Raw genomic sequence first — 20,573 nt, 5'->3', positions numbered from 1 at the left:
TCGCCGGGGCCGTACCATCCGTTACGTGCCGCCCGTATGGGCCGGCGCCCCGCGGCATGAGCTGCCCGCAGTGGCGGCGGTTGGCCGTTTCCTTCATCTGTCGCAGACTTTCATCATGGCCGTTGAAGCCGTCAGGGTGTATTCCACCGGCTGCCTTTTTGATCTGTCGTGGAAGTTGCGCCGCCTGGACGAGAACGACGAGGAATGGGCTGAGCTGAACGCTTCGTTCTTCAGCCAGCCGCACGCCAGGTGGGCCAAGGCCAACATGCCTCTCGAGGCCCTTCTCTGCGGAGTGGAGTTTGCCGACGGCTCTAAAGCCTTTACAGGGGCGTTGCTGAATAGACCTCACCCTGCACCCGACTCGCCTCAGCCGGAGCCGCCAGTCATCCTCTTCCAAGGCCAAGGCGGCAGCGGCGGGGACGACGAGATGGCAGCCAGCGGAACCCTCTGGCTGTGGCCCTTGCCGCCGGCCGGGGTCATGCTCCTCGTTACCCAATGGACCGACATGGGCATGCCTGAAACCTCCATTGACCTCGACGGAGCCCAGCTCCGCGAGGCCGCTACCGGCGCCCAGCAGTACTGGCCGGAAGGAGACGGAGAGTAGTGGCACTCGACAGCTTGGTCCCGGCCGTCGTCTTCGCGGCGGTGTTCTTCTACATCCTCTACGGCGTCATCCGCGCTGCCGTCCGTGACGGCATCCTCCAAGCCGACGATCGCCGACAGAAAGCCCGTCAAACGGTGGGCGGCGGCGGAAGCGGACCGTAAGCGCCTGGCGCTGGCGCATCATGCCCGCGGGTAACGGCCGCGGTTGGCAGTCCCGCCATGTCAACGTACGACAACGCACTTTGGTGCAGGCGTTGCCCATGGCCCCACAGACGAATGACCCCGCACGCCTCAGCATGCGGGGTCATTCGGGTTATCCGGGAAGCTGGTCAGCTCTTCGAAGAACAGCGAGCGGCGGGCGACGACCTAGAAGTCCCAGTCCTCGTCTTCCGTGTTCACGGCCTTGCCGATCACATAGGACGAACCGGAGCCCGAGAAGAAGTCGTGGTTCTCGTCAGCGTTGGGCGACAGGGCCGAGAGGATGGCCGGGTTCACGTCGGTGACGGAAGCCGGGAACATCGCCTCGTAGCCCAGGTTCATCAGGGCCTTGTTGGCGTTGTAGTGCAGGAACTTCTTGACGTCCTCGGCCAGGCCCACGCCGTCGTACAGGTCGTGGGTGTACTGGACTTCGTTTTCGTACAGCTCGAACAGCAGCTCGAACGTGTAGTCCTTGATCTCCTGGCGCTTCTCCTCGGAAACCTTCTCCAGGCCCTTCTGGAACTTGTAGCCGATGTAGTAGCCATGCACGGCTTCGTCGCGGATGATCAGGCGGATCAGGTCAGCCGTGTTCGTCAGCTTGGCCCGCGAAGACCAGTACATGGGCAGGTAGAAGCCCGAGTAGAAAAGGAAGCTCTCCAGCAGCGTGGAAGCCACCTTCCGCTTCAGGGGATCATCGCCCTGGTAGTAGTCCATGACGATCTGGGCCTTCTTCTGAAGGTTCTCGTTCTCCGTGGACCAGCGGAACGCCTCGTCGATCTCCTTGGTGGAGGCCAGCGTGGAGAAGATGGAGGAGTAGCTCTTGGCGTGCACCGACTCCATGAACGCGATGTTCGTGTACACGGCTTCCTCGTGCGGGGTCAGCGCGTCCGGGATCAGGGAGACAGCACCAACAGTGCCCTGGATGGTGTCCAGCAGGGTCAGGCCGGTGAACACGCGCATGGTGAGCTGCTGCTCGGCCGGCGTCAGCGTGTTCCAGGACTGGACGTCGTTGGACAGCGGCACCTTCTCCGGCAGCCAGAAGTTGTTCACCAGGCGGTTCCAGACGTCCACGTCCTTGTCGTCCTGGATGCGGTTCCAGTTGATGGCCTCGACGTGGCTCAGCAGCTTGACCTTTTCGGTCATGTCATCCCCTATGCGTTGGGTGGGTTTTCTCTAAGTTAAAGCGTACGACGGCGGGCGGGCACCCGCCGTCGTACTCAACCTTTGGTCTCGACTGGCTCGACCGCCGGGGCTACAGCATGCAGCTGACGCAGCCCTCAACCTCGGTCCCTTCCAGCGCGAGCTGGCGGAGACGGATGTAGTAGATCGTCTTGATGCCCTTCTTCCAGGCGTAGATCTGGGCCTTGTTGATGTCGCGGGTGGTGGCGGTGTCCTTGAAGAACAGCGTCAGCGACAAGCCCTGGTCCACGTGCTGGGTGGCAGCGGCGTAGGTGTCGATGACCTTCTCGTAGCCGATCTCGTACGCGTCCTGGTAGTACTCCAGGTTGTCGTTCGTCAGGTACGGCGCCGGGTAGTATACGCGGCCCAGCTTGCCTTCCTTGCGGATCTCGATCTTGGACGCCACCGGGTGGATCGAGGAGGTGGAGTTGTTGATGTAGGAGATCGAGCCGGTAGGCGGCACGGCCTGCAGGTTCTGGTTGTAGATGCCGTGCTCCATGACGGAAGCCTTCAGCTCACGCCAGTCAGCCTGCGTGGGGATGTGCACGTTCTTGAACAGCTCGCGGACCTTCTCGGTCTGCGGAACCCATTCCTGCTCCGTGTACTTATCGAAGAATTCCCCCGAGGCGTACTTGGACTTCTCGAAGCCGCCAAACGTCTGGCCGGTTTCGATGGCCAGCAGGTTGGAGGCGCGCACCGCGTGGTACACCACCGAGTAGAAGTAGATGTTGGTGAAGTCCAGGCCCTCTTCGGAGCCGTAGTGGACCCGCTCCCGCGCCAGGTATCCGTGCAGGTTCATCTGGCCCAGGCCGATGGCGTGGCTCTGGTCGTTTCCCTTGGCGATGGACGGCACCGAGGTGATGTTGGACATGTCCGAGACGGCGGACAGCGAGCGGATGGCGGTCTCGATGGTGAGGCCGAAGTCCGGCGAGTCCATGGTCTTGGCGATGTTCAGCGAGCCCAGGTTGCAGGAGATGTCCTTGCCGGTATCCGCGTAGGACAGGTCGTCGTTGTACGTGGTGGGCTGGGAGACCTGGAGGATCTCCGAGCACAGGTTGGACATGATGATCTTGCCGTCGATCGGGTTGGCCCGGTTCACGGTGTCCTCGAACATGATGTACGGGTAGCCGGACTCGAACTGGATTTCGGCGAGGGTCTGGAAGAACTCGCGCGCCTTGATCTTGGTCTTCTTGATCCGGGAATCGTCCACCATCTCGTAGTACTTCTCGGTAACAGAGACGTCGGAGAACGGCATGCCGTAGACGCGTTCGACGTCGTACGGCGAGAACAGGTACATGTCCTCGTCCTTCTTGGCCAGCTCGAACGTGATGTCCGGGATGACGACGCCCAGCGAAAGGGTCTTGATGCGGATCTTCTCATCCGCGTTCTCGCGCTTGGTGTCCAGGAAGCGGTAGATGTCCGGGTGGTGGGCGTGCAGGTACACGGCACCGGCACCTTGGCGGGCACCGAGCTGGTTGGCATAGGAGAAGCTGTCTTCGAGGAGCTTCATCACGGGGATGACGCCGGAGGACTGGTTCTCGATCTGCTTGATGGGCGCCCCCACCTCACGGATGTTGGTCAGGGCGAAGGCCACGCCGCCGCCGCGCTTGGACAGCTGCAGCGCGGAGTTGATGGAGCGGCCGATCGACTCCATGTTGTCTTCGATGCGGAGCAGGAAGCAGGAGACCAGCTCGCCGCGCTGCTTCTTGCCGGCGTTCAGGAAGGTGGGGGTGGCGGGCTGGAAGCGGCCCTCGATGATCTCGTCCACCATCTGCAGGGCAAGCTGCTCGTTGCCGCGGGCCAGGTGCAGGGCAACCATGCACACGCGGTCCTCGTAGCGCTCCAGGAAACGCTTGCCGTCAAAGGTCTTCAGCGTGTAGGAGGTGTAGAACTTGAAGGCACCCAGGAAGGTTTCGAAGCGGAACTTCTTCTTGTAGGCGCGGTTGAACAGTTCACGGATGAAGTTCATCGTGTACTGGTCCAGCGTTTCGCGCTCGTAGTACTGGTTCTTCACCAGGTAGTCGAGCTTCTCCTCCAAGTCGTGGAAGAACACGGTGTTGTTGTTCACGTGCTGCAGGAAGTACTGGTGGGCGGCCTCGCGGTCCGCCTCAAACTGGATTTCGCCGCTGGGACCGTAGAGGTTCAGCATGGCGTTCAGCTCGTGGTACCCCAGGCCCTTGTAGGCAGCCGGCATCTCGGGCTTCCCGGCCCTGGTTACTTCTGTGTCAGCGACAGTCGTGTCCAAAACGTGTCCAATCCTTGGTTGACCCGGGTGACGTCTTCCGGCGTTCCCATAAGTTCGAATCGATAAAGGTGGGGTACTTTGCACTTAGCGGCGATGATGTCACCGGCCATGCAGTAGTTGTCCCCGAAATTCGTGTTGCCGGCACCAATCACGCCGCGGAGCAGTTGCCTGTTCTGCGGGTTGTTGAGGAACCGGATGACCTGCTTGGGAACGGACCCCTCTCCCCCGGTGCCACCGTAAGTAGGCACCACCAGCACGAACGGCCGGGTGGCGAGGAGGGGCGCGTCCTTCGCGTAGAGCGGGATCCGGGCCACCTCACGGCCTAGCTTCCTGACGAAGCGGCTGGTGTTCTCGGATGCGGAGGAAAAGTAGACGAGCTGGCTGCCGGTACTGACCGGCACCGCACCAGCCTGTGCACTGGCCGGGGCGGACGCCTCCATGCGCTGAGCCGCATGGTCACGCTGTGCTGTGGGTGCCACCATGGACGTCACCTCAGCTTGTTGCTGTCGGGAAAAGCGGAAACCTTAGGCCACGGAGGAAACGGCGGACAGCGCCAGTTCCTCGATCTTGTCCGGGCGGAAGCCTGACCAGTGGTCCTGGTCGGTGACCACAACGGGAGCCTGCATGTAGCCCAGTGCCTTCAGGCGCTCCAGCGCCTCGGCGTCCTGGGAGATGTCGACGCTCTGGTAGGTGATGCCCTTTTTGTCGAGCGCACGGTAGGTGGCGTTGCACTGAACACACGCAGGCTTCGTGTAAACCGTTACGGTCATTGTCGCTGTCCCCTTAGTTGAAATCTCTTGCTGGTGCGGTGTCCCCGTCCAAGCCGTATGTAGATACTACATGTAGTGCAGGCGCCTCTTTTGGACCCCAAGATGATGTATTACAAGTATGTCATTTAATGCACCGTTAATCCACAGGCAGGGGCCAATAAAATGGCCGGGATCCCGGGATTTTTGTCAGCACCGTCCACACCCTGTGGACTACTTAGCCACAATTAACGGCCCAGCGTGTCGCGAAAACGACGGCGTGTCGCGGCGTTGTCCACAAGGGCGCCGGGCACGGAAAAGGGGTCCCGAAGTGACCTTCGGAACCCCTTGGGGTGACCAATCGCACCCGCCACCTGATGCCGGCGGCCCCGGCGGGGACCGCTACAGCGGAACGGGCCTGCTGCAGAGGATCTGCTCTACGCCCATCCGGCCTTCGGCGAAGCTGCGAAGGGCCCCCACCAGGTACAGCCGCCAGACACGGACAACTTCCGGGCCCATCATTTCCCCGGCCCGGTCCTGGTTTTGCTCGAACGTCGCGTACCAGGCCTCGAGGGTGCGGACGTAGTGCCTGCGCATGCCCTCGACCGCCTCCACCTCGAACCCTGCGCCCTCGAGGAAGGTCAACGTCTCCCCCACCGGGCGCATATGCATGTCAGGAGCAATGAAGGATTCGATGAACGGACCGCCGCCGGGGTGGCGGCCGCGCCGGGACATCTGCTGGATCAGCACTTTGCCGCCCGGCGCCAGGTTGTCGAACAGCGCCTGGGCATACACGGGATAGTTCCTCTGCCCCACATGTTCACCCATCTCCAGGGAGGCGACGGCGTCGAACGGACCGTCCGGTACCTCGCGGTAGTCCTGGACCCGGATCTCCACCTGGTCCGCCAGGCCGTACTCCTTGATCCGCGCATCGATGAATGCTTTCTGTTCCACGGAGAGGGTGACACCAACCACCGTGGCTCCGTACTGTCGCGCGGCGTGCAGGCTGAGGGAACCCCATCCACAGCCAACGTCCAGCAGGCGCATGCCCGGTTCCAGCCCGATCTTGCGGCAGACCAGGTCCAGCTTGTCGCGCTGGGCGTCCTCGACGCCGTATCCGGGGCCGGGAGCTTCAGTCCAGTAGCCGCTGGAGTAGGCCATTTGCGGATCCAGGATCAGGCCGTAGAAATCGTTGCTGAGATCGTAGTGGTGGCTGATCGCGGCACGGTCACGGATCAGGCTGTGCAGCCGTCCCCGGACCCTGGCCTGGGTTGCCGGCGGCGCCGGCGGTGTTCCCAGGGCGCCGGCAGAGCGGGCGATCCTGCCGATCCCGGCGATGACTCCGGGCGTAAGGCGGATGCCGGACAACTCGCGTTGCCTGACCACTTCCCACAGCTGCTGCAGCGCGGAATTGAGGTCCCCGTCAATGTCCAGTTCACCCGTGACGTAAGCCTGTGCGGCGCCAAGTTCGCCGGGGTTCCACAGCAGCCGCCGGATGGCGTCAGGGCTGTTGAGCCGGACCACTGGCGCGTCCGCCGGGCCGGCTTCCGAGCCGTCCCAGGCCTTCAGTCGGACGGGCAGTTCCCCGCCCACCACGGGCCGCAGGACCTCTGCGATCGTTTCGGCAAGTACGGCTGTCATCAGCTGCCTCCGTTGACGGCGGCATTCTTCCTCCGGTCCAGCACAATTTGCTGGACGTTCAGGTAGCCCGAGGCAAAGCCGGCCCTTGAATAGCAAAGGTAGAAGAGCCACATCCGCTGGAAGACGGCGTCGAAGCCCAGTTCGGCCACGTCGTCCTTCCGCGCCATGAAGCGCTCCTCCCAGAGCCGCAGCGTCTCGGCGTAGTGTTCACCGAAAGCGAGGCGTTCACGGACCTGCAGCCCGGTCCGCTTTTCGGTGACTTCCTCGATGGCACGCACCGACGGAATCACGCCGCCAGGGAAGATGTATTTGTGCACCCAGGTGTATCCGGTCCGGGTGGCAAGGAGCCGGTCATGGGCGATGGTGATGGCCTGGATGGCAACCTTGCCGCCCGGGGCCAGGACACGCTCGATGGTCTGGAAGTACGTGGCCCAATATTCGTAGCCCACGGCCTCGATCATCTCGACCGAAACGACGGCGTCATATTCGCCCTCCACGGCGCGGTAGTCCTTCAGCTCAATGGTCACCTGGTCCGCGTAGCCTGCCTCTGCCACCCGTTTCCGGGCCAGCGCCTGCTGCTCACTGGACAGCGTGACCGAGTAGACGGTGGCGCCGCGGGCGGCTGCACGCAGCGCCAGTTCGCCCCAGCCGGTGCCGATCTCCAGCACCCGGGTTCCGGGTCCGACGGCGGCCTTGTCCAGCAGTCGGTCGATCTTCGCCTGCTGGGCGGCGACGAAGCCCTCCCACGGCATGTCCTTCACGGCGCTTCCGGACGCCGGGAAGAGTGCGCTGGAGTAGGACATGGTCTCGTCAAGGAACGTGGCGAACAGCTCGTTGGAGAGGTCGTAGTGACGGGAAATATTGGAGCGGGTGTTCTTCAGGGAGTTGCGTTCCGTCCGCGGCTGGCGCGGCAGGAAAATGGACCGCAGTTTCTGCAGCGGGACCGGTATCAGGGTGCCCGCCCGCTCCGCGAAGACCTCCAGCACTGCTGTCAGGTTGTCTGCATCCCAGTCGCCCGCCATGTAGGCCTCGCCCAGGCCGATCAGGCCCCCGTCACCCAGCCGCAAGGCAAAGTGCCCGGGCCGGTGGATGGTCATGACGGGAGCACCCGAGCCGGCCGGGGATGAGCCCAGCACTTGCCCGTCAGGATAGTGCACCTCAAGGGGAAGGCGCCGCACCGCGGCCTTGAAGATCCCTTCCGCAATCCGCGCTGCACCGTTCGCCTTGAAACCGGCGGGTACGGCGGCAATTCCCGGCCAGATGCCCGCATCGATGGACGCGGGTGGCCGCGGCACGGTGTACGGTGCGGCGGAACCGTTCTGGTTCGCCGGCCGCTCAGCCGAGGGGGCGCCGTTATCGTCCGTCATTGTCATTGAACTGCCTCCTGTGGGGGGTGATGTGGTCTGGCGACGACGGGCAGGCGTCTTGCCCAGAGCTTAACGCCCTGAAGCCGGATAAGTGCGGATACCAGCATCGGCGCGGCAGGCACTGCAACGGCCGCCGCGATGATGTTCCGGATGGTGGCCGGTTTACGCCTGCCGTCCATGGTTGCTACGAAGGGTCGGTGCCCTTCGCGTTCCAGGACGATTGACACCGCAAGCCGCTCGCCGGGGGCGGGGAGCTTCATCCGGTATTCGCCGTCGACGTCGTTAAAGGGTGAAACGTAGAAAGCCTTCGGCACTGACGCGCGTCCCGAGGGATCCGTCCGGAGCAGGTAGCAGTGCCTTTCGCCGTAGGTGTTGTGGACCTCGGCTACCACGCACCGGAGCTCTCCATTGGTGCCGTAGCACCAGAAAAGCGTCAGCGGGTTAAAGACGTAGCCAAAAACCCTGGCGCTGGTCAGCATGTGGATGGGACCGCCGTCTGGCTCTATCCCCTGCGTCCCCAAATAACGCTCCACGTTGGCCCTGATGCTGGCGCCGGGATCGCCCAGATGGTCTCCCGCGCGGAACTCCGCCAGCGGCCGGAGCAGGGGTGGAAGGGCAGGAAGGTCATCCACGTCCACGAACCAGCTGTAGCTGCGGTAAGTAAACGCGTTCTTCAGCGGGGTCTGCCGCACGTGCGAAATGGCGGTGCGGTAGATGGAGGCGCCCATGGTCACGCCGGTTCCGCGGCCATCAGTTCCCGCTCCCCCTCGCCGGAGGAGCCTCCGGCGTCAGCGGCCCGGGCTACCGGCCAGGTGCGGCCGAGTTTCTCCGCGGCGCGGACCCCGGAGAGGGCACCGTCCTCGTGGAAGCCCCAGCCAAGGTACGCTCCGGCGTAGGCAATCCGGTCATTGCTGAGCGCCTTGATTGCATGCTGGGCCTGCAGGGACTCGGGCGTGTATTGCGGGTGCTCGTAGACCATTCTGTCCAGGACGGCGGCGTCGGCAATCAGCTCGGACTCGCCAAGGCTGACCAGGTATGGCCGGCCGTCGGAGGGTTCGAGCCGCTGCAGCCGGGTCAGGTCGTAGCTGACCAGGACTTTGTCGGGGCGTGCGTCGCAGCCCGGAAGCCGGTAGTTCCATGAAGCCCGGGCGTTCTCCGCCGCGGGCAGGACCGCGGGGTCCCGGTGGAAGACGGTGTGGTTGACCGAGTACGGCATGCCGCCGAGCGCTTCCTTTTCCTCGGGCGTCGCGTCGGTCAGGAACCCGAGTGCCTGCGCCGGGTGGGTGGCGATGACGACGGCGTCGAAGGCTTCCAGCCCACCGTCAGTTGCGATCTCCACACTGTCCGGGGTTCGCCGGATGGCGGTGACCGGCGTTTCCAGCCTGATGTCGGGGAGGGTTGCGGCGAGCTTTTCGACGTAGCGGGCCGAACCGCCGGTGACGGTGCGCCACTGGGGTGAGCCTTTGATGCCCAGCATCCCGTGGTGGCCCAGGAAGGTGAAGAGGTACCGCGCCGGGTAGGACAGGGCGGTGGTGGGGTCGCAGGACCAGACGGCGCTGACCACCGGGGTCATGAAGTGGGAGATGAAGTAGGGGCTGAACCTTTCCCGCTCCAGGAAAGCGCCGAGTGTCAGTTCGGGAACGTCAACCTCGCCGCTGAGGGCCGACGGCGGCGCGGTCCGGAGCAGTTCACGCGCCTTCCGGTAGAAGCGGGTGACTTCCAGGAGCATCCGCAGGTACCGGCCGCGCAGCAGGCTCGAGGGTTTGGCGATGATGCCGCGGGCGCCGTCCCGGGCGCCGGCGTATTCCAGACCGCAGCCGTCACAGCGGATGGACATGCTCATCTCCGAGTCCTGGGTTTCCACGCCGAGCTCGGCGAACAGGCGGAGCAGCGTGGGATAGGTCCGTTCATTGTGAACAATAAAACCAGTGTCGACGCCGATGACGTTGCCGTCCGGCTGCGGCATGTCATGGGTGTGGGCGTGGCCGCCCAGCCGTGAATCTGCCTCGAACAGGGTGACGTCGTCCTGCCGGTTCAGCACGTAGGCGGCCGTCAGTCCGGCCACGCCGCTGCCGATGACGGCGACGCGCCGCCGGCCGCCTGCATCTACTGCTGGATTAGGTGACAATTCGTGCTCCTCTGTTGGACATCTGCCGCTGGACCGGGTGTACAGAGGGCAATTCGGTACCGCGGCGGCGGCGGATGGGTGCAGTACTGTGGGCTGGTGGTAAACCCCGTGCACTTGAAGACCTTATTGGAGGTCACGCGGCTGGGCTCATTCGCCGCGGCCGCCGCAACACTCGGTTACACAGCGTCCGCCGTTTCGCAGCAAATGTCCGCGCTGGAACGGGACACCGGCGTAACCCTCTTCCAGCGCTCGGCGCGCGCCGTGGTCCCTACCGAAGCCGCCGTCGTCATGACCCGCCACGCCGCGAAAGTTCTCACGGACATCGAAGCGCTGATGGCCGCCGCGTCCAGGGCCCAGGACACCGGAAGCCAGGAGCTGCGGCTGGGGATCTTCCCCAGCCTCGCCACCTATGTCCTGCCCCGGATCCTGAAGAACCCGGCTTGGAAGAAGCTCGGCATCGACCTGCGTGTGTCCGTGGCGGAACCTGGCCAAACCATCCAGGGGCTGCGGACCGGCGGCGACCTTGACCTGGCGGTGGTGTTCCAGGTGGGCCAGACCGGCTTCGCCTGGCCCAACACGATCAACCGGCAATGGATTGGCGACGACGACTTCCGTGTGGTGCTGCCTGCCGGCTGGGGATTCCGGGCCGACGCGAAAGTGGCAGCGGACCATCTCTCCGAAATGCCATGGATCATGCACCACCCCGGCACCAGCGATGCCATGGTGATCGAACGGCTCTTCGCCGGCTGCAACCTGCACCCGCGCGTGGTGGCTCACAGCGACGATTTCCACGCAAGCCTGGAAATGGCCGCCGCCGGGCTGGGCGCCGCCCTTGTCCCGGAGCTCGCGCTGCGGAACAAACCGGCTGGGGTGGTGGTGCTGGACGTCCCCGAAATCCGGCTGGCACGCAACGTGTTCGCACTTCTGATCAATGACCGGAAAACGGCACGGGTGCAGCTGTTCGTTGACCTGCTCGCTGAAACCCTCGCCGGCATGCGCACCGCGGTGAATTAGCGCCGAACGCTGGAATGGGCTGGCCTTCGGGTCTATGTTGAGAATATGAACAAGGTAGCGAGCCAGCACTTTGGAGAGATCGACCTGAACCACGGCATGGATCATCTCTTCGCCGCCCGGCATGAACTGCGCGGCCACCCGCTGGAACTCGACCTGAACATCAATGCCCACGACCACTTCGATGAAGCCGCGCTCCGGAAAGTCGAATACCGTCTGCGATTCCTGCCCGAACTGGTGGACGAGGTCCGCGAGATGATTGCCGAGGAACTTGAGCAGGAGGGCACCAGCCCGCAGGAATACCTGCACTTCCACTGCAACGCCCTTAAGGAAGAACATCTGCACAAGGTGTTCGGTGTCCAGGACCGCAGCCAGCTCACCAACGAGGTTTTCCTCAAAGCGCTGAAGCTCGGCCATGTGGGCATCTACCCCGGCCAGCCCGAACGCTACTTTGTCCTGGACTTCACCCTCGGCGAGCACTTCACCGATGAGGTCCTGGTGGCCTGCGCCGACCAGGACGGCGTGGTCGACGACGAGATCGTCTGGGAGTCGTGAGGCTGCCTGCTTAAAGTACGACGCCGGCCAGGTCCACCTGAGGTGGCCTGGCCGGCGTCGTACTCGGTTTCGACAGGCTCAACCACCGGTGGTTATGCCTGTCGGAATCCCTCTACTTGGCCGCCTCCAGCAGGCCGGCGCGGACCGCTTCGGTTGCCTTGACCAGGTTGCGCAGGGATTCTTCGGTCTCGGCGTAGCCACGGGTCTTCAGGCCGCAGTCCGGGTTGACCCAGAGCTGGCGGGACGGGACGTGCTTGACGGCGGTGGACAGCAGTTCGGTGACTTCGGCTTCGCCCGGAACGCGCGGCGAGTGGATGTCGTAAACACCCGGGCCAACCCCGCGGCCAAAGCCGTGGGATTCAAGATCGTGGACCACCTCCATGCGGGAGCGGGCAGCCTCGATGGAGGTCACGTCGGCGTCCAGGCCGTCGATCGCGTCAATGATCACGCCGAACTCCGAGTAGCAGAGGTGGGTGTGGATCTGGGTGGCGTCTGCGGCACCGGCGGTGGCCAGGCGGAAGGAGTCAACGGACCACTTCAAGTAGCCGGCCTGGTCCGCCTTTCGCAGCGGGAGCAGTTCGCGCAGGGCGGGCTCATCCACCTGGATGACCTTGATGCCGGCGGCTTCGAGGTCGGCAATCTCATCACGCAGCGCCAGGCCAACCTGGTTGGCGGTCTCGCCCAGCGGCTGGTCGTCGCGGACGAAGGACCAGGCCAGGATGGTGACGGGTCCGGTGAGCATCCCCTTCATGGGCTTGGCGGTGAGGGACTGGGCGTATTCTGCCCATTTGACGGTGATGGCGGCGCTGCGGGTGACATCGCCCCACAGGATGGACGGGCGGGTGCAGCGCGAGCCGTAGGACTGGACCCAGCCGTGGACCGTGACGTCGAAGCCTTCGAGGTTCTCGGCGAAGTACTGGACCATGTCATTGCGCTCGGGCTCGCCGTGCACCAGGACGTCGTAGCCCAGCTCTTCCTGCAGGTCCACGACGCGCTTGATTTCGTCCTTCATGAGCTGCTCGTACTGTTCATCGCTCAGCTGGCCCTTGGTGTTCCGGGCACGGGCGGAACGGATCTCCGGGGTCTGCGGGAAGGAGCCGATGGTGGTGGTGGGCAGGGGCGGCAGCCGCAGCGCCGCTTCCTGGGCGGCTTCCCGGACGGCGTACTCGGACCGGCTGAAGTCGGCAGCCGTCAGCGCTTCGGTGCGGGCGCGCACATCCTGGCGGCGGACACCGTCGGCTGCGGCACGCGAAGCGATCACGGCGGTGGCGTCATCGATGGCTGCCTTTGCCGCGGCGGGGTCCGCGAGGTACGACGCCAGGATCTTGACCTCGGCGGCTTTCTGGTCGGAGAACGCCAGCCAGCTGCGGAGCTGTGCGGTCAGCTGGGTCTCTTCCTCGACGTCGTGGGGAACGTGCTGGGTGGAGGTGGACGTGGAGACGGCGACCTTGGCGGCGGCGGCCTTCAGCGCGTCCAGTTTCGCGGCCGACACGGCGAGGTCGTTGCGCCAGATGTTGTGACCGTCAACGACGCCGGCAACAAGGGTCTTGTTGCCCAGTCCGGCCAGTGCCGCGGCGGACGGAACGGCGCCCTTGAAGACGTCGACGTGCAATGCGTCGATGTTGGTGGCAGCCAGCGTGCCCAGCTGTCCATCGAGTGAACCGTACGGGGTGGACACGAGGATCTGCGGGCGGTTGGCCGCAGCGGTCAGCACCTCGTAGGCCCGGGCAACCGCGGCTTCGATCTCAGCGGCAGGGGCGTCCTGGTCGGCCACCAGCGCGGGTTCGTCGAGCTGGACCCAGCTGGCGCCGGCGGCGGCAAGCTTTTCGAGCAGCTGAACGTAAATGGGGAGGATGTCCGCCAGGCGCGACAGCGGCGCAAAGCCGGCAGGTGCGTCCTCTGACGCCTTGGACAGCAGCAGGTAGGTAACCGGACCCAAGATGTACGGGCGGGTCTCGATGCCGTTCTCCAGCGCGAACGCGAACTCGTCCACCTTGGCGGTGGAGGCAAGGGTGAACGCTGTCTCGGGTCCGATCTCCGGGACCAGGTAGTGGTAGTTGGTGTCGAACCACTTGGTCATTTCAAGCGGCTGCTGGTCCTTGTTGCCGCGGGCCAAGGTGAAGTACGCGTCGATGTCCAGCCGGCCTTCGGCGTCGAGGAGCTTGCCGAAGCGGGCCGGGACGGCGCCCAGGTGGGCGGTGGTGTCCAGCACCTGGTCGTAGTAGGAGAACGTCCCGGGCACGGCGGCGGCTTCGGTGAGGCCAAGGTCCTGCAGGCGCCGGGCGATGGACAGCTGGATGTCCTTGGCGGCGGTGTCGAGGGCGGCAGCGTCAATTTCGCCTGCCCAGTAGGCTTCGACGGCCTTCTTGAGTTCGCGGCGGCGGCCGATGCGCGGGTAGCCGAGCAGGGATGCGGACGGGAACGGGGTGTTTTTGGGCGCGGTCAGTTCAGGCATGGTGATCTCCTAGGAAGTATGGAGCGTACGAGGGTGGTCTGTTGGGTTCGGCCGGGAAGGTGTTCAGCTGGCGAGCTGGGGCCGGGCGGCGGCGTCGCGGCGGGTGCCCAGGCGGCTGTGGCGCGGCAGGGCAAGTTTGTCCAGCACCTCCAGCGCGCTTTGGTGCTCGTTGAAGGTGTAGAGGTGGATACCGGGCGCGCCGGCATCCAGGGCGGCGTTGGCAAGGTCCACGGTGGCGTCGACGCCGATGTGGAGGCGTTCGAGGTCGCTGTCGGCGGCGGCCAGGCGTTCCATCAGTGCGGGTTTCGGTTCGACGCCGGCCAGTTCGCCCAGCCGGGTGAGCCGGCGGAGGCTGGTGAGCGGCATGACGCCGGGGATGATCGGGATGGTGACTCCGGCGCGGCGTGCCCTGGTGAGGAGGTTCGCGTACTGCTCGGTCTCGAAGAACACCTGGGTGATGGCGAAGTCGGCGCCGGAACGCTGCTTGGCCAGCAGCACCTCGACGTCGTGTTCCTCGCTGGGCGACTCCGGGTGCCGGGAGGGGTAGGCTGCCACGCCGACTGCGATCTTTCCGGCGCAGAGCAGGGCTGAACGGCGCTGCTCCACCCGCCTGATCAGCTCGATCAGGTCCTGGGCGTACCGCAGTGCACCGTCTGAGGGCCTGCCGCCGTCCTTGGGCAGGTCGCCGCGCAGCGCGAGGATGCCCCGCACTCCGATGTCCAGCAATTCGCCGATGATCCCGGCCAGTTCCTGCGGCGTGTTTCCAACGCACGTCAGGTGGGCCAGCGGCCGTAGGGTGGTCTCAAGCAGGAGCCGGTTGATGAGTTCGACGGCGGTGTCCCGGTTGGATCCGCTGGCGCCGTACGTCACGGAGACGTAGTCCGGCGCTGTGGTCTCGAGTTCACGGATGGTGGTCCAGAGAGTCTCGGCAGCAGCCGGGGAGCGCGGCGGGAACAGCTCATAGGAGAGCGCTACCGGTGCGGTATCGGAGAGGTTTGGGTGTGCTTCAATGAGGCTTGGTGGTGACATTTGCGTCCTTGGCTTTGGGCCATTGGGGGTTGCCTGCCGGTGAATGTGCAGGAAAACCGCCAATGAATTGAGTTTGGGGAACACGGAGGGACTCCACCGAGGACGCAGCCGCGACTGTTACGCCTGGAATGAAGTAGTCCGTGAGCAAATGTCAGGCCCACATGGAGGCACCCACACCCTCCGGAGCGGAGGATCGCTGACACGTTACCGCGGTAACTTGTGTACGACTCTACGAGGGGCCGGAGGGTGCAATCAAGTCAGCAACCGAATAAGACACAGTTTTACGGTGTCTTTCGCAACCGCTGCAGAATTTCCTTCGCCGCCGGAACAGCCCCTACCAGGGCCGTTCGGGTGGCGTTCCGCTCGTATCGTCCAGGTATTGCTCCCGTTCGCGCCCGCTGTTCCGTTCCCGCTGGGCCTGCCGCGAGCTGTCCTGGAGTTGGTCAAGCTGGCTTTGCCGCGCCTCTGCCGAGGGGGCAGGGGCCGGCTCCGTCGATGGTGCCGGTGTTTGGCCCGGCGCCTGCATGGCCGAGTTGAGCTTTCCTTCCAGCCGTTCGGTGGCGTCCCCCAACCGTCCGCCGGCCCCGGCTGCCGCGTCCGGGGACGAGCAACCCTGTGGTGCCTGCCGCACCGTGGCCAGCGCGGCCTGGTAAAGGACAGCGGCCGACGCCGGGTCCCCGGCCTGCAGCCGTTCGTCACCAAGGCGTTCGATCACCAGGGCCAGATTGACCCTGATCAGGCATTCGTCCCCGGAGGCCGCCGGAACCGTGCGGAGCGCCATTTCAAAGTCGGTCCGGGCGGCGCCGTAATCGCCCCGCAGCACCGCGGCGCCGCCCGCGGCGAACGGCGCTTTGTGCGGTTCCACCACGTTGGCCACGCTGAGGCCGGCGGCGGCGGCGTCCACTCCGGCGGCGTCTCCGGCCGCGTACCGTGCCGATGCATCGTCGGCGAGGACGCCGAGGCTGAGGAGTTTTGCCGCCACGCACAGCGCCAGGAGCACCGGCAGCAGCGACCAGAGCAGCAGGCGCCGGCGGCGGACTGGAGGTTTCACCGTGTGGCCTCCATCCGAACCGGCCGCGGGAGTCCGCGGAGCCTGCGCAGGACAGCCGCCGCTTCGGGCAGTGCCAGCAGGAACACGCCGGCGGCAAAGAGCCAATAGAGCTCGGTCCGGGCAACGACGGAACCGTCGTTGTCCGAGTATCCCGCCTTTCCCGGGTGTGCCTGCTGCAGCATGTCAGATACGGAGGCGCCGGCGTCGCGATGCACGTACGGTACGCCCAGCTGCGCCGCGATGGTCCGGAGCCGTCCCTCGTCGATGACGGAGCGTGCGTCCGCTGCGCCGTTGTCCCGGACATACCCGCTTTGCGGTCCTTTCGCATCGCCGCCGCCGGTGCCGTCGCTGGAGCCCAGCCCGGTGTTCTCCTTCATCCGGCCCCCATCCGCGGTGCCATAGCCGAGGACCGCTCCCCCAGCCACCAGCCCGGCGTCGAACGCCATTGCCTCGGGTTCCTTGCCGCTGGTCTGTTCACCGTCCCCCAGGTAGTACACCAGCCGCGGGCGGCCGGGGTTGCTGTCCCGGGCGGCGGCCAGCCGCTCAGCGAGGACCTGTCTGGCCGCGGTGATGCTGCTGCCCTTGGCGTAGGCGGTGACCTGGGGCTCCAGGACGTCGGTGATGGTCTCAAGCGCCAAGGTATCGGTGCTCAACGGCATCCGGACGTGGGCTGTGGTGTCAAACGTTATGACTGAAAAGCGCGCGCCCGGCAACTTTTCGGCAATGGCCTTGATGTCCTTGCGGACGCCCTCCAGCCGCGGGGATGCGCCGCCGTAGTCCTCGGCCACCATGCTGGTGGTGGTGTCCACGACGAAGAACACGTTGAGGTCCGTCGAGGCGGCCTGCACTGTTCCGCCGGGCAGGCCGGGGCGCAGGGCGGCTGCCCCGAGGAGCAGGACGATGCCCGTCCGCCTGAGCCACGCGCGGCGCCCGGGCCCTGCGGGACGGGGCGGCGCGCCTTGCCGGCCGCGCCTCAGCGGTGGCTGCACCTGCCATAGCGCGGCGGAGAGCACCAGTGCGGACAACACGGCGGCGCCCAGCGGCACTCCCGGGACCTCCGTCACCACCGCCCGCGGCGCTCCTTGGATGGCAGCGGTCTCGGTCTTTTCGACGCCTGCCACGATCCCGGCCACGGCGTCAGGGCTGTCCAGGGCGTAGTACGAGCCGCCCGTGGACTCCGCCGCAGCCCGCAGCCGGGCTCCCGGCTGGTCTGCCCCGGCGCCGTAGTCAACGTCCCCCGGATTCAGGGCATAAACGTGCACCGACCTGTCCTTGGCCAGTTGCGCCGCCTGGTCCAGGGTCATGATCGGAGAGCCGGAAAGGAAGTTGTCCGTGGCCAGCACTACCGAGCGCGAGCGCTGTGGCCCGGCGGCACCCGCGCCGGGGGCGCCCTGGAAGCTGTTCAGGCACGAGGCCAGGCCGTCGCCGATCAACGAGGAACCACGGCCGCTCCAAGTGCCGTCGAGGAATCCGGAGCTGCCGGGCTTGCCGTCGAAAGCATCCTTGGCGGCCTGGAGCTGCTCCTGGGCGTAGGCGTAGTCATCCGTCAACGGGAACACCTGGATGGCACTGCTGTCGAAGATGGTCAGGCCGATCCGCTCGCCGTTGAACTTCCTGGCCAGGCCGGCGAAGACGTCCACCACGGCGGCGTCGGCGCCGCTCATGGAACCGGATGCGTCCAGGCACAGCATGATGTCCCGGTTGTGCTGCTCCGGCCTGGTGGTTGCCACGTCCACGGGGCGGGCCGCGGCCACCGCCGTCGAGGCCAGCAGCAGGGCACACGCAGTCCCGGCCACGAGCAGCCACCTCCGGTGCCGCCGCAGGGCTGCCTGGTATTCCGGCAGCGCGGTGAGCCGGTCCGCGTGGGCCACCGGCCGGCGTCGAACGTCTTCCCGTCCCTTGCACCGCAGCCCGGCCCATATGGCCCACGCCACGGCGGCGGCAGCCGGCAGCAGCACCCACCACAACATCAGTTCCATGCGCGCACCGCCGCCGAAGCCCGTGCCGCGGAGGCACCCACGGAGGGCAGCGGACCGGGCCCGAATTCGGCCGGGTAGAGGGCTTCGACGGCGTCCGCGGCCGCCGGCAGCGGGTGCTGCGCCAGGTCCAGCTGCGTCATCCGGGTGGCGTCCACCCCGGTGGCGTCCCGGACGAAGCCGCGCAGGAGCATGCTGATCTGCTGGTGCGCGGCCCGTGCGTCGAGGGTGCCCGCTGAAGCATCCCGTTCCACGTCCTGGATGCGCTGCAGGTAGGCGGCCTTGAGCGCCGGGAGGTCGGTCAGGGCGGGCCGCACCGGCGCGGGGCTGGATGCGGGGGCAGCACGGGAGCTTAACCACACGTAGGCGTACCAGCCGGCCACCAGGGCCAGGATTGCCGCTCCGCACCACACCCAGGCGGGGTTGTACGGCATCGGTCCGTAGAATCCGGGGTCAGCCTGCACGCCGATGCCTTTCCAGCAGGGCAAACAGGCCGGTCATGACCTCGTCGCTGGCGGCCACGTCCCCCTCAACGATCCCGGCAGCACGCAGCATGGCCTTGCGGTCCGCATCGCGCCGGGCGGCCGCGGTGGCATAGGCGGCCGCCACGCCGGCCGACGCCGCAGGCTGCCAGGCCAGGAGCGCGGAATCGGCCACGCTATAGGAATCGGCTGCGGAAAAATCCGCTGATTCCGGGCTGGACGGTGCCAGGTCCGCATCCCGGACCGTCAGCCAGAGAATCTCGTGCTGCGCGCGGAGCCTGCGGAGGAGTTGGGCGGTGGTGGCGTCAGCGGGCAGTTCATCCGCGACGACGAACAGCAGATGGCGGCCCTTGACGTTGCGGGCCACATGCTGCAACTGGTCCTGGAGCCTGCTCGGGGGGCCGTCCAGCCTGGTGTGGGTGTCGACGTGCCTCAGCAGCCGCTCCAGATGCTCCTCACCGCCCTTTGCGGGCAGGGACCGGGTGGTGGAAGAGTCGCCGCAGACCAGGCCCACCACATCCCCATGGCGGTGGGCCAAGTAGCCCAGGACTCCCAGCGCGAGGATGGCAATGTCCTTCTTGGCCTCCCCCGACTTGGCCTCTGCGGCCATGTTGCGCCCGGTATCGGTAACGAGGAGGACTGTTTGCCTTCTGACTGCCACATAGCGCCGGATCAGGGGTGAGCCGTGGCGCGCCGAGGCCTTCCAGTCGATGTCGCGGACCTCGTCACCGGGAACGTAGGCACGCAGGTCATCGAAGTCGAGGCTGCGGCCCCGGAAAACGGAACCGTATTCGCCGTCGAGCATTCCACGGGCTTTCCGGTGCGCGAAGATGGCCATCTTCGACTTCACGCGCTGGAGGAGGCTTGCCATGCGGGGTCAGGGGGTTTGGACGGCTGCGACGATGGCGTCGATCACGGATTCGACCGGCACTTGCTCGGCCACGGCGTCGAAATTCAGGATCAGCCGGTGCCGCAGCACGCGGTGGGCCAGCGAGGTCACGTCCTCGGGAATGACGTGGTCGCGGCCGTTCAGCAGGGCCACCGCGCGGGAGGCCTGGCTGAAGGCGATGCTGGCGCGGGGGCTGGCACCGAATTCGATGAATCCGGCAAGCCGGGCATCGATGTATTGCGAAGCGTGCCGGGTCACGTACACCAACCCCACGATGTAGTTGATCACCGCAGGATCAATGTAGATGCGCCTGGTGAGGGCCTGGATTTCGGTAACGGCGTCGAGGGAGGCGGCGGCAGCAGGCTTCTGGTCCGGGGTGAAGATGCTGGCGTCGATCCTGCGGATTATCTCCGCTTCCTCCGCAGGCGAGGGATAGTCCAGCACATCCTTGAGCATGAAGCGGTCCATCTGGGCCTCGGGGAGCTGATAGGTGCCCTCCTGCTCGATCGGGTTCTGGGTGGCCAGGACCAGGAACGGTGAGGGCAGCCGGTAGTCCTGGCCGCCGATGGACGTCTGGCGTTCCTGCATGGCCTCCAGCATGGCGCTCTGGGTCTTGGCACTGGAGCGGTTGATTTCGTCCAGCAGCACGATGTTGGCGTGCACCGGCCCCAGCTGGGTGACGAAAGTTCCTTTGGCGGCGTCGTAGATCTGGGTTCCCACAATGTCGCTGGGCAGCAGGTCCGGGGTGCACTGGATCCGGCGGAAGTCCGCACTGACGGCCTCGGCCACCGTTTGCGCCGCGGTGGTCTTCGCCAGCCCCGGGACGCTCTCCAGCAAGATATGGCCGCCGGTCAGCAGGCCCACCAGGAGCGATTCGCGCAGCCGTGACTGCCCCACCACCTTGGCGTCGAAACTGCGGGAAATGTTCGCGACCACCTGCTGCGCCCTGGCCAGCTCCGCCGGTTGGATTCTTGCGGGCACGCTGGTCGAAAGCACTGGTATTCCCCCTGATGACGGT

The 20,573-nt window shown here is 65.8% G+C and carries 19 protein-coding genes; 4 read left to right on the top strand and 15 right to left on the bottom strand.

Annotated elements, in window-relative coordinates; genetic code table 11:
* Window positions 1-115 precede the first annotated feature (115 nt).
* Both ACFVVC_RS00495 and ACFVVC_RS00490 read left to right on the top strand, forming a co-directional pair.
* On the top strand, window positions 116-604 hold the full coding sequence (locus ACFVVC_RS00495) for a hypothetical protein (RefSeq protein WP_387447869.1): 489 nt from the start codon (window positions 116-118) through the stop codon (window positions 602-604).
* Complete coding sequence (locus tag ACFVVC_RS00490; protein WP_387447867.1) at window positions 604-765, top strand: hypothetical protein; 162 nt, start codon at window positions 604-606, stop codon at window positions 763-765. Before ACFVVC_RS00495 ends, ACFVVC_RS00490 begins: the two co-directional genes overlap by 1 nt.
* A gap of 204 nt (window positions 766-969) precedes the next feature.
* On the opposite strand, the gene nrdF is transcribed toward ACFVVC_RS00490, so the two are convergent.
* From nrdF to ACFVVC_RS00450, 8 genes are all read right to left on the bottom strand, one after another.
* The gene (nrdF, locus tag ACFVVC_RS00485) at window positions 970-1,944 is read right to left on the bottom strand and encodes a class 1b ribonucleoside-diphosphate reductase subunit beta (protein ID WP_018761532.1); all 975 of its coding nucleotides are present in this window, start codon (window positions 1,942-1,944) and stop codon (window positions 970-972) included.
* A gap of 109 nt (window positions 1,945-2,053) precedes the next feature.
* Window positions 2,054-4,174: a class 1b ribonucleoside-diphosphate reductase subunit alpha gene (nrdE, locus tag ACFVVC_RS00480; protein WP_285246337.1), complete on the bottom strand. Its 2,121-nt coding sequence runs from the start codon at window positions 4,172-4,174 to the stop codon at window positions 2,054-2,056.
* Between the two features lie 20 nt (window positions 4,175-4,194).
* The gene (nrdI, locus tag ACFVVC_RS00475) at window positions 4,195-4,665 is read right to left on the bottom strand and encodes a class Ib ribonucleoside-diphosphate reductase assembly flavoprotein NrdI (RefSeq protein ID WP_387448849.1); all 471 of its coding nucleotides are present in this window, start codon (window positions 4,663-4,665) and stop codon (window positions 4,195-4,197) included.
* Between the two features lie 84 nt (window positions 4,666-4,749).
* Window positions 4,750-4,995, bottom strand: coding sequence for a glutaredoxin-like protein NrdH (gene nrdH / locus ACFVVC_RS00470; protein ID WP_013601222.1), 246 nt, complete (start codon window positions 4,993-4,995; stop codon window positions 4,750-4,752).
* 378 nt (window positions 4,996-5,373) lie between these two features.
* Complete coding sequence (locus ACFVVC_RS00465; protein WP_387447864.1) at window positions 5,374-6,612, bottom strand: class I SAM-dependent methyltransferase; 1,239 nt, start codon at window positions 6,610-6,612, stop codon at window positions 5,374-5,376.
* Window positions 6,612-7,985 carry a class I SAM-dependent methyltransferase gene (locus ACFVVC_RS00460; RefSeq protein ID WP_387447863.1) on the bottom strand — a complete coding sequence of 458 codons (1,374 nt, stop codon included), beginning with the start codon at window positions 7,983-7,985 and terminating at the stop codon, window positions 6,612-6,614. The genes ACFVVC_RS00465 and ACFVVC_RS00460 overlap by 1 nt, the downstream gene beginning before the upstream one ends.
* Window positions 7,982-8,713, bottom strand: coding sequence for a DUF1365 domain-containing protein (locus tag ACFVVC_RS00455; protein WP_387447861.1), 732 nt, complete (start codon window positions 8,711-8,713; stop codon window positions 7,982-7,984). Before ACFVVC_RS00455 ends, ACFVVC_RS00460 begins: the two co-directional genes overlap by 4 nt.
* Window positions 8,710-10,107 (bottom strand): NAD(P)/FAD-dependent oxidoreductase, encoded by a 1,398-nt coding sequence (locus tag ACFVVC_RS00450; RefSeq protein ID WP_387447859.1) that lies wholly within the window; start codon window positions 10,105-10,107, stop codon window positions 8,710-8,712. The genes ACFVVC_RS00455 and ACFVVC_RS00450 overlap by 4 nt, the downstream gene beginning before the upstream one ends.
* Before the next feature lie 96 nt (window positions 10,108-10,203).
* On the opposite strand from ACFVVC_RS00450, the gene ACFVVC_RS00445 reads away from it, so the two are divergent.
* Window positions 10,204-11,121 carry a LysR family transcriptional regulator gene (locus ACFVVC_RS00445; RefSeq protein ID WP_387447857.1) on the top strand — a complete coding sequence of 306 codons (918 nt, stop codon included), beginning with the start codon at window positions 10,204-10,206 and terminating at the stop codon, window positions 11,119-11,121.
* Between the two features lie 45 nt (window positions 11,122-11,166).
* Complete coding sequence (locus tag ACFVVC_RS00440; protein ID WP_018761541.1) at window positions 11,167-11,673, top strand: DUF2004 domain-containing protein; 507 nt, start codon at window positions 11,167-11,169, stop codon at window positions 11,671-11,673.
* A 112-nt stretch (window positions 11,674-11,785) separates the two neighbouring features.
* Here the strand turns inward: ACFVVC_RS00440 and metE are convergent, their stop codons facing one another.
* The 7 genes from metE to ACFVVC_RS00405 all read right to left on the bottom strand — a co-directional run bounded on the left by metE (window position 11,786) and on the right by ACFVVC_RS00405 (window position 20,551).
* Window positions 11,786-14,128: a 5-methyltetrahydropteroyltriglutamate--homocysteine S-methyltransferase gene (gene metE, locus ACFVVC_RS00435; protein WP_387447855.1), complete on the bottom strand. Its 2,343-nt coding sequence runs from the start codon at window positions 14,126-14,128 to the stop codon at window positions 11,786-11,788.
* Window positions 14,129-14,191: 63 nt separating this feature from the next.
* Window positions 14,192-15,157 (bottom strand): methylenetetrahydrofolate reductase, encoded by a 966-nt coding sequence (locus ACFVVC_RS00430; protein ID WP_387447853.1) that lies wholly within the window; start codon window positions 15,155-15,157, stop codon window positions 14,192-14,194.
* Between the two features lie 334 nt (window positions 15,158-15,491).
* Window positions 15,492-16,208, bottom strand: coding sequence for a hypothetical protein (locus tag ACFVVC_RS00425; protein ID WP_387447851.1), 717 nt, complete (start codon window positions 16,206-16,208; stop codon window positions 15,492-15,494).
* A complete protein-coding gene (locus ACFVVC_RS00420) occupies window positions 16,205-18,187 on the bottom strand; it encodes a VWA domain-containing protein (RefSeq protein WP_387447849.1) in 1,983 nt (660 codons plus the stop codon). The genes ACFVVC_RS00425 and ACFVVC_RS00420 overlap by 4 nt, the downstream gene beginning before the upstream one ends.
* On the bottom strand, window positions 18,178-18,648 hold the full coding sequence (locus tag ACFVVC_RS00415) for a hypothetical protein (protein WP_387447847.1): 471 nt from the start codon (window positions 18,646-18,648) through the stop codon (window positions 18,178-18,180). The genes ACFVVC_RS00420 and ACFVVC_RS00415 overlap by 10 nt, the downstream gene beginning before the upstream one ends.
* Window positions 18,638-19,537, bottom strand: a complete 900-nt coding sequence (locus ACFVVC_RS00410; protein ID WP_387447845.1) for a DUF58 domain-containing protein — start codon at window positions 19,535-19,537, stop codon at window positions 18,638-18,640. Before ACFVVC_RS00410 ends, ACFVVC_RS00415 begins: the two co-directional genes overlap by 11 nt.
* 6 nt (window positions 19,538-19,543) lie before the next feature.
* Entirely contained in the window at window positions 19,544-20,551 is a 1,008-nt protein-coding gene (locus ACFVVC_RS00405) for an AAA family ATPase (protein ID WP_387447843.1), read from the bottom strand.
* Between the last annotated feature and the right edge of the window lie 22 nt (window positions 20,552-20,573).

The organism is Pseudarthrobacter sp. NPDC058196 (genome assembly GCF_042882685.1).
Taxonomy (GTDB): Bacteria; Actinomycetota; Actinomycetes; order Actinomycetales; family Micrococcaceae; genus Arthrobacter.
This window is presented reverse-complemented; position numbering and strand designations above follow the sequence as displayed.

Coding starts and splice junctions, on each gene's coding strand:
- ACFVVC_RS00495 (WP_387447869.1), top strand. CDS start 116: ATGGCCGTTGAAGCCGTCAGGGTGTATTCCACCGGCTGCCTTTTTGAT.
- nrdF (WP_018761532.1), bottom strand. CDS start 1,944: ATGACCGAAAAGGTCAAGCTGCTGAGCCACGTCGAGGCCATCAACTGG.
- nrdE (WP_285246337.1), bottom strand. CDS start 4,174: ATGCCGGCTGCCTACAAGGGCCTGGGGTACCACGAGCTGAACGCCATG.
- nrdI (WP_387448849.1), bottom strand. CDS start 4,665: ATGGAGGCGTCCGCCCCGGCCAGTGCACAGGCTGGTGCGGTGCCGGTC.
- nrdH (WP_013601222.1), bottom strand. CDS start 4,995: ATGACCGTAACGGTTTACACGAAGCCTGCGTGTGTTCAGTGCAACGCC.
- ACFVVC_RS00465 (WP_387447864.1), bottom strand. CDS start 6,612: ATGACAGCCGTACTTGCCGAAACGATCGCAGAGGTCCTGCGGCCCGTG.
- ACFVVC_RS00460 (WP_387447863.1), bottom strand. CDS start 7,985: ATGACAATGACGGACGATAACGGCGCCCCCTCGGCTGAGCGGCCGGCG.
- ACFVVC_RS00440 (WP_018761541.1), top strand. CDS start 11,167: ATGAACAAGGTAGCGAGCCAGCACTTTGGAGAGATCGACCTGAACCAC.
- metE (WP_387447855.1), bottom strand. CDS start 14,128: ATGCCTGAACTGACCGCGCCCAAAAACACCCCGTTCCCGTCCGCATCC.
- ACFVVC_RS00430 (WP_387447853.1), bottom strand. CDS start 15,157: ATGTCACCACCAAGCCTCATTGAAGCACACCCAAACCTCTCCGATACC.
- ACFVVC_RS00420 (WP_387447849.1), bottom strand. CDS start 18,187: ATGGAACTGATGTTGTGGTGGGTGCTGCTGCCGGCTGCCGCCGCCGTG.
- ACFVVC_RS00410 (WP_387447845.1), bottom strand. CDS start 19,537: ATGGCAAGCCTCCTCCAGCGCGTGAAGTCGAAGATGGCCATCTTCGCG.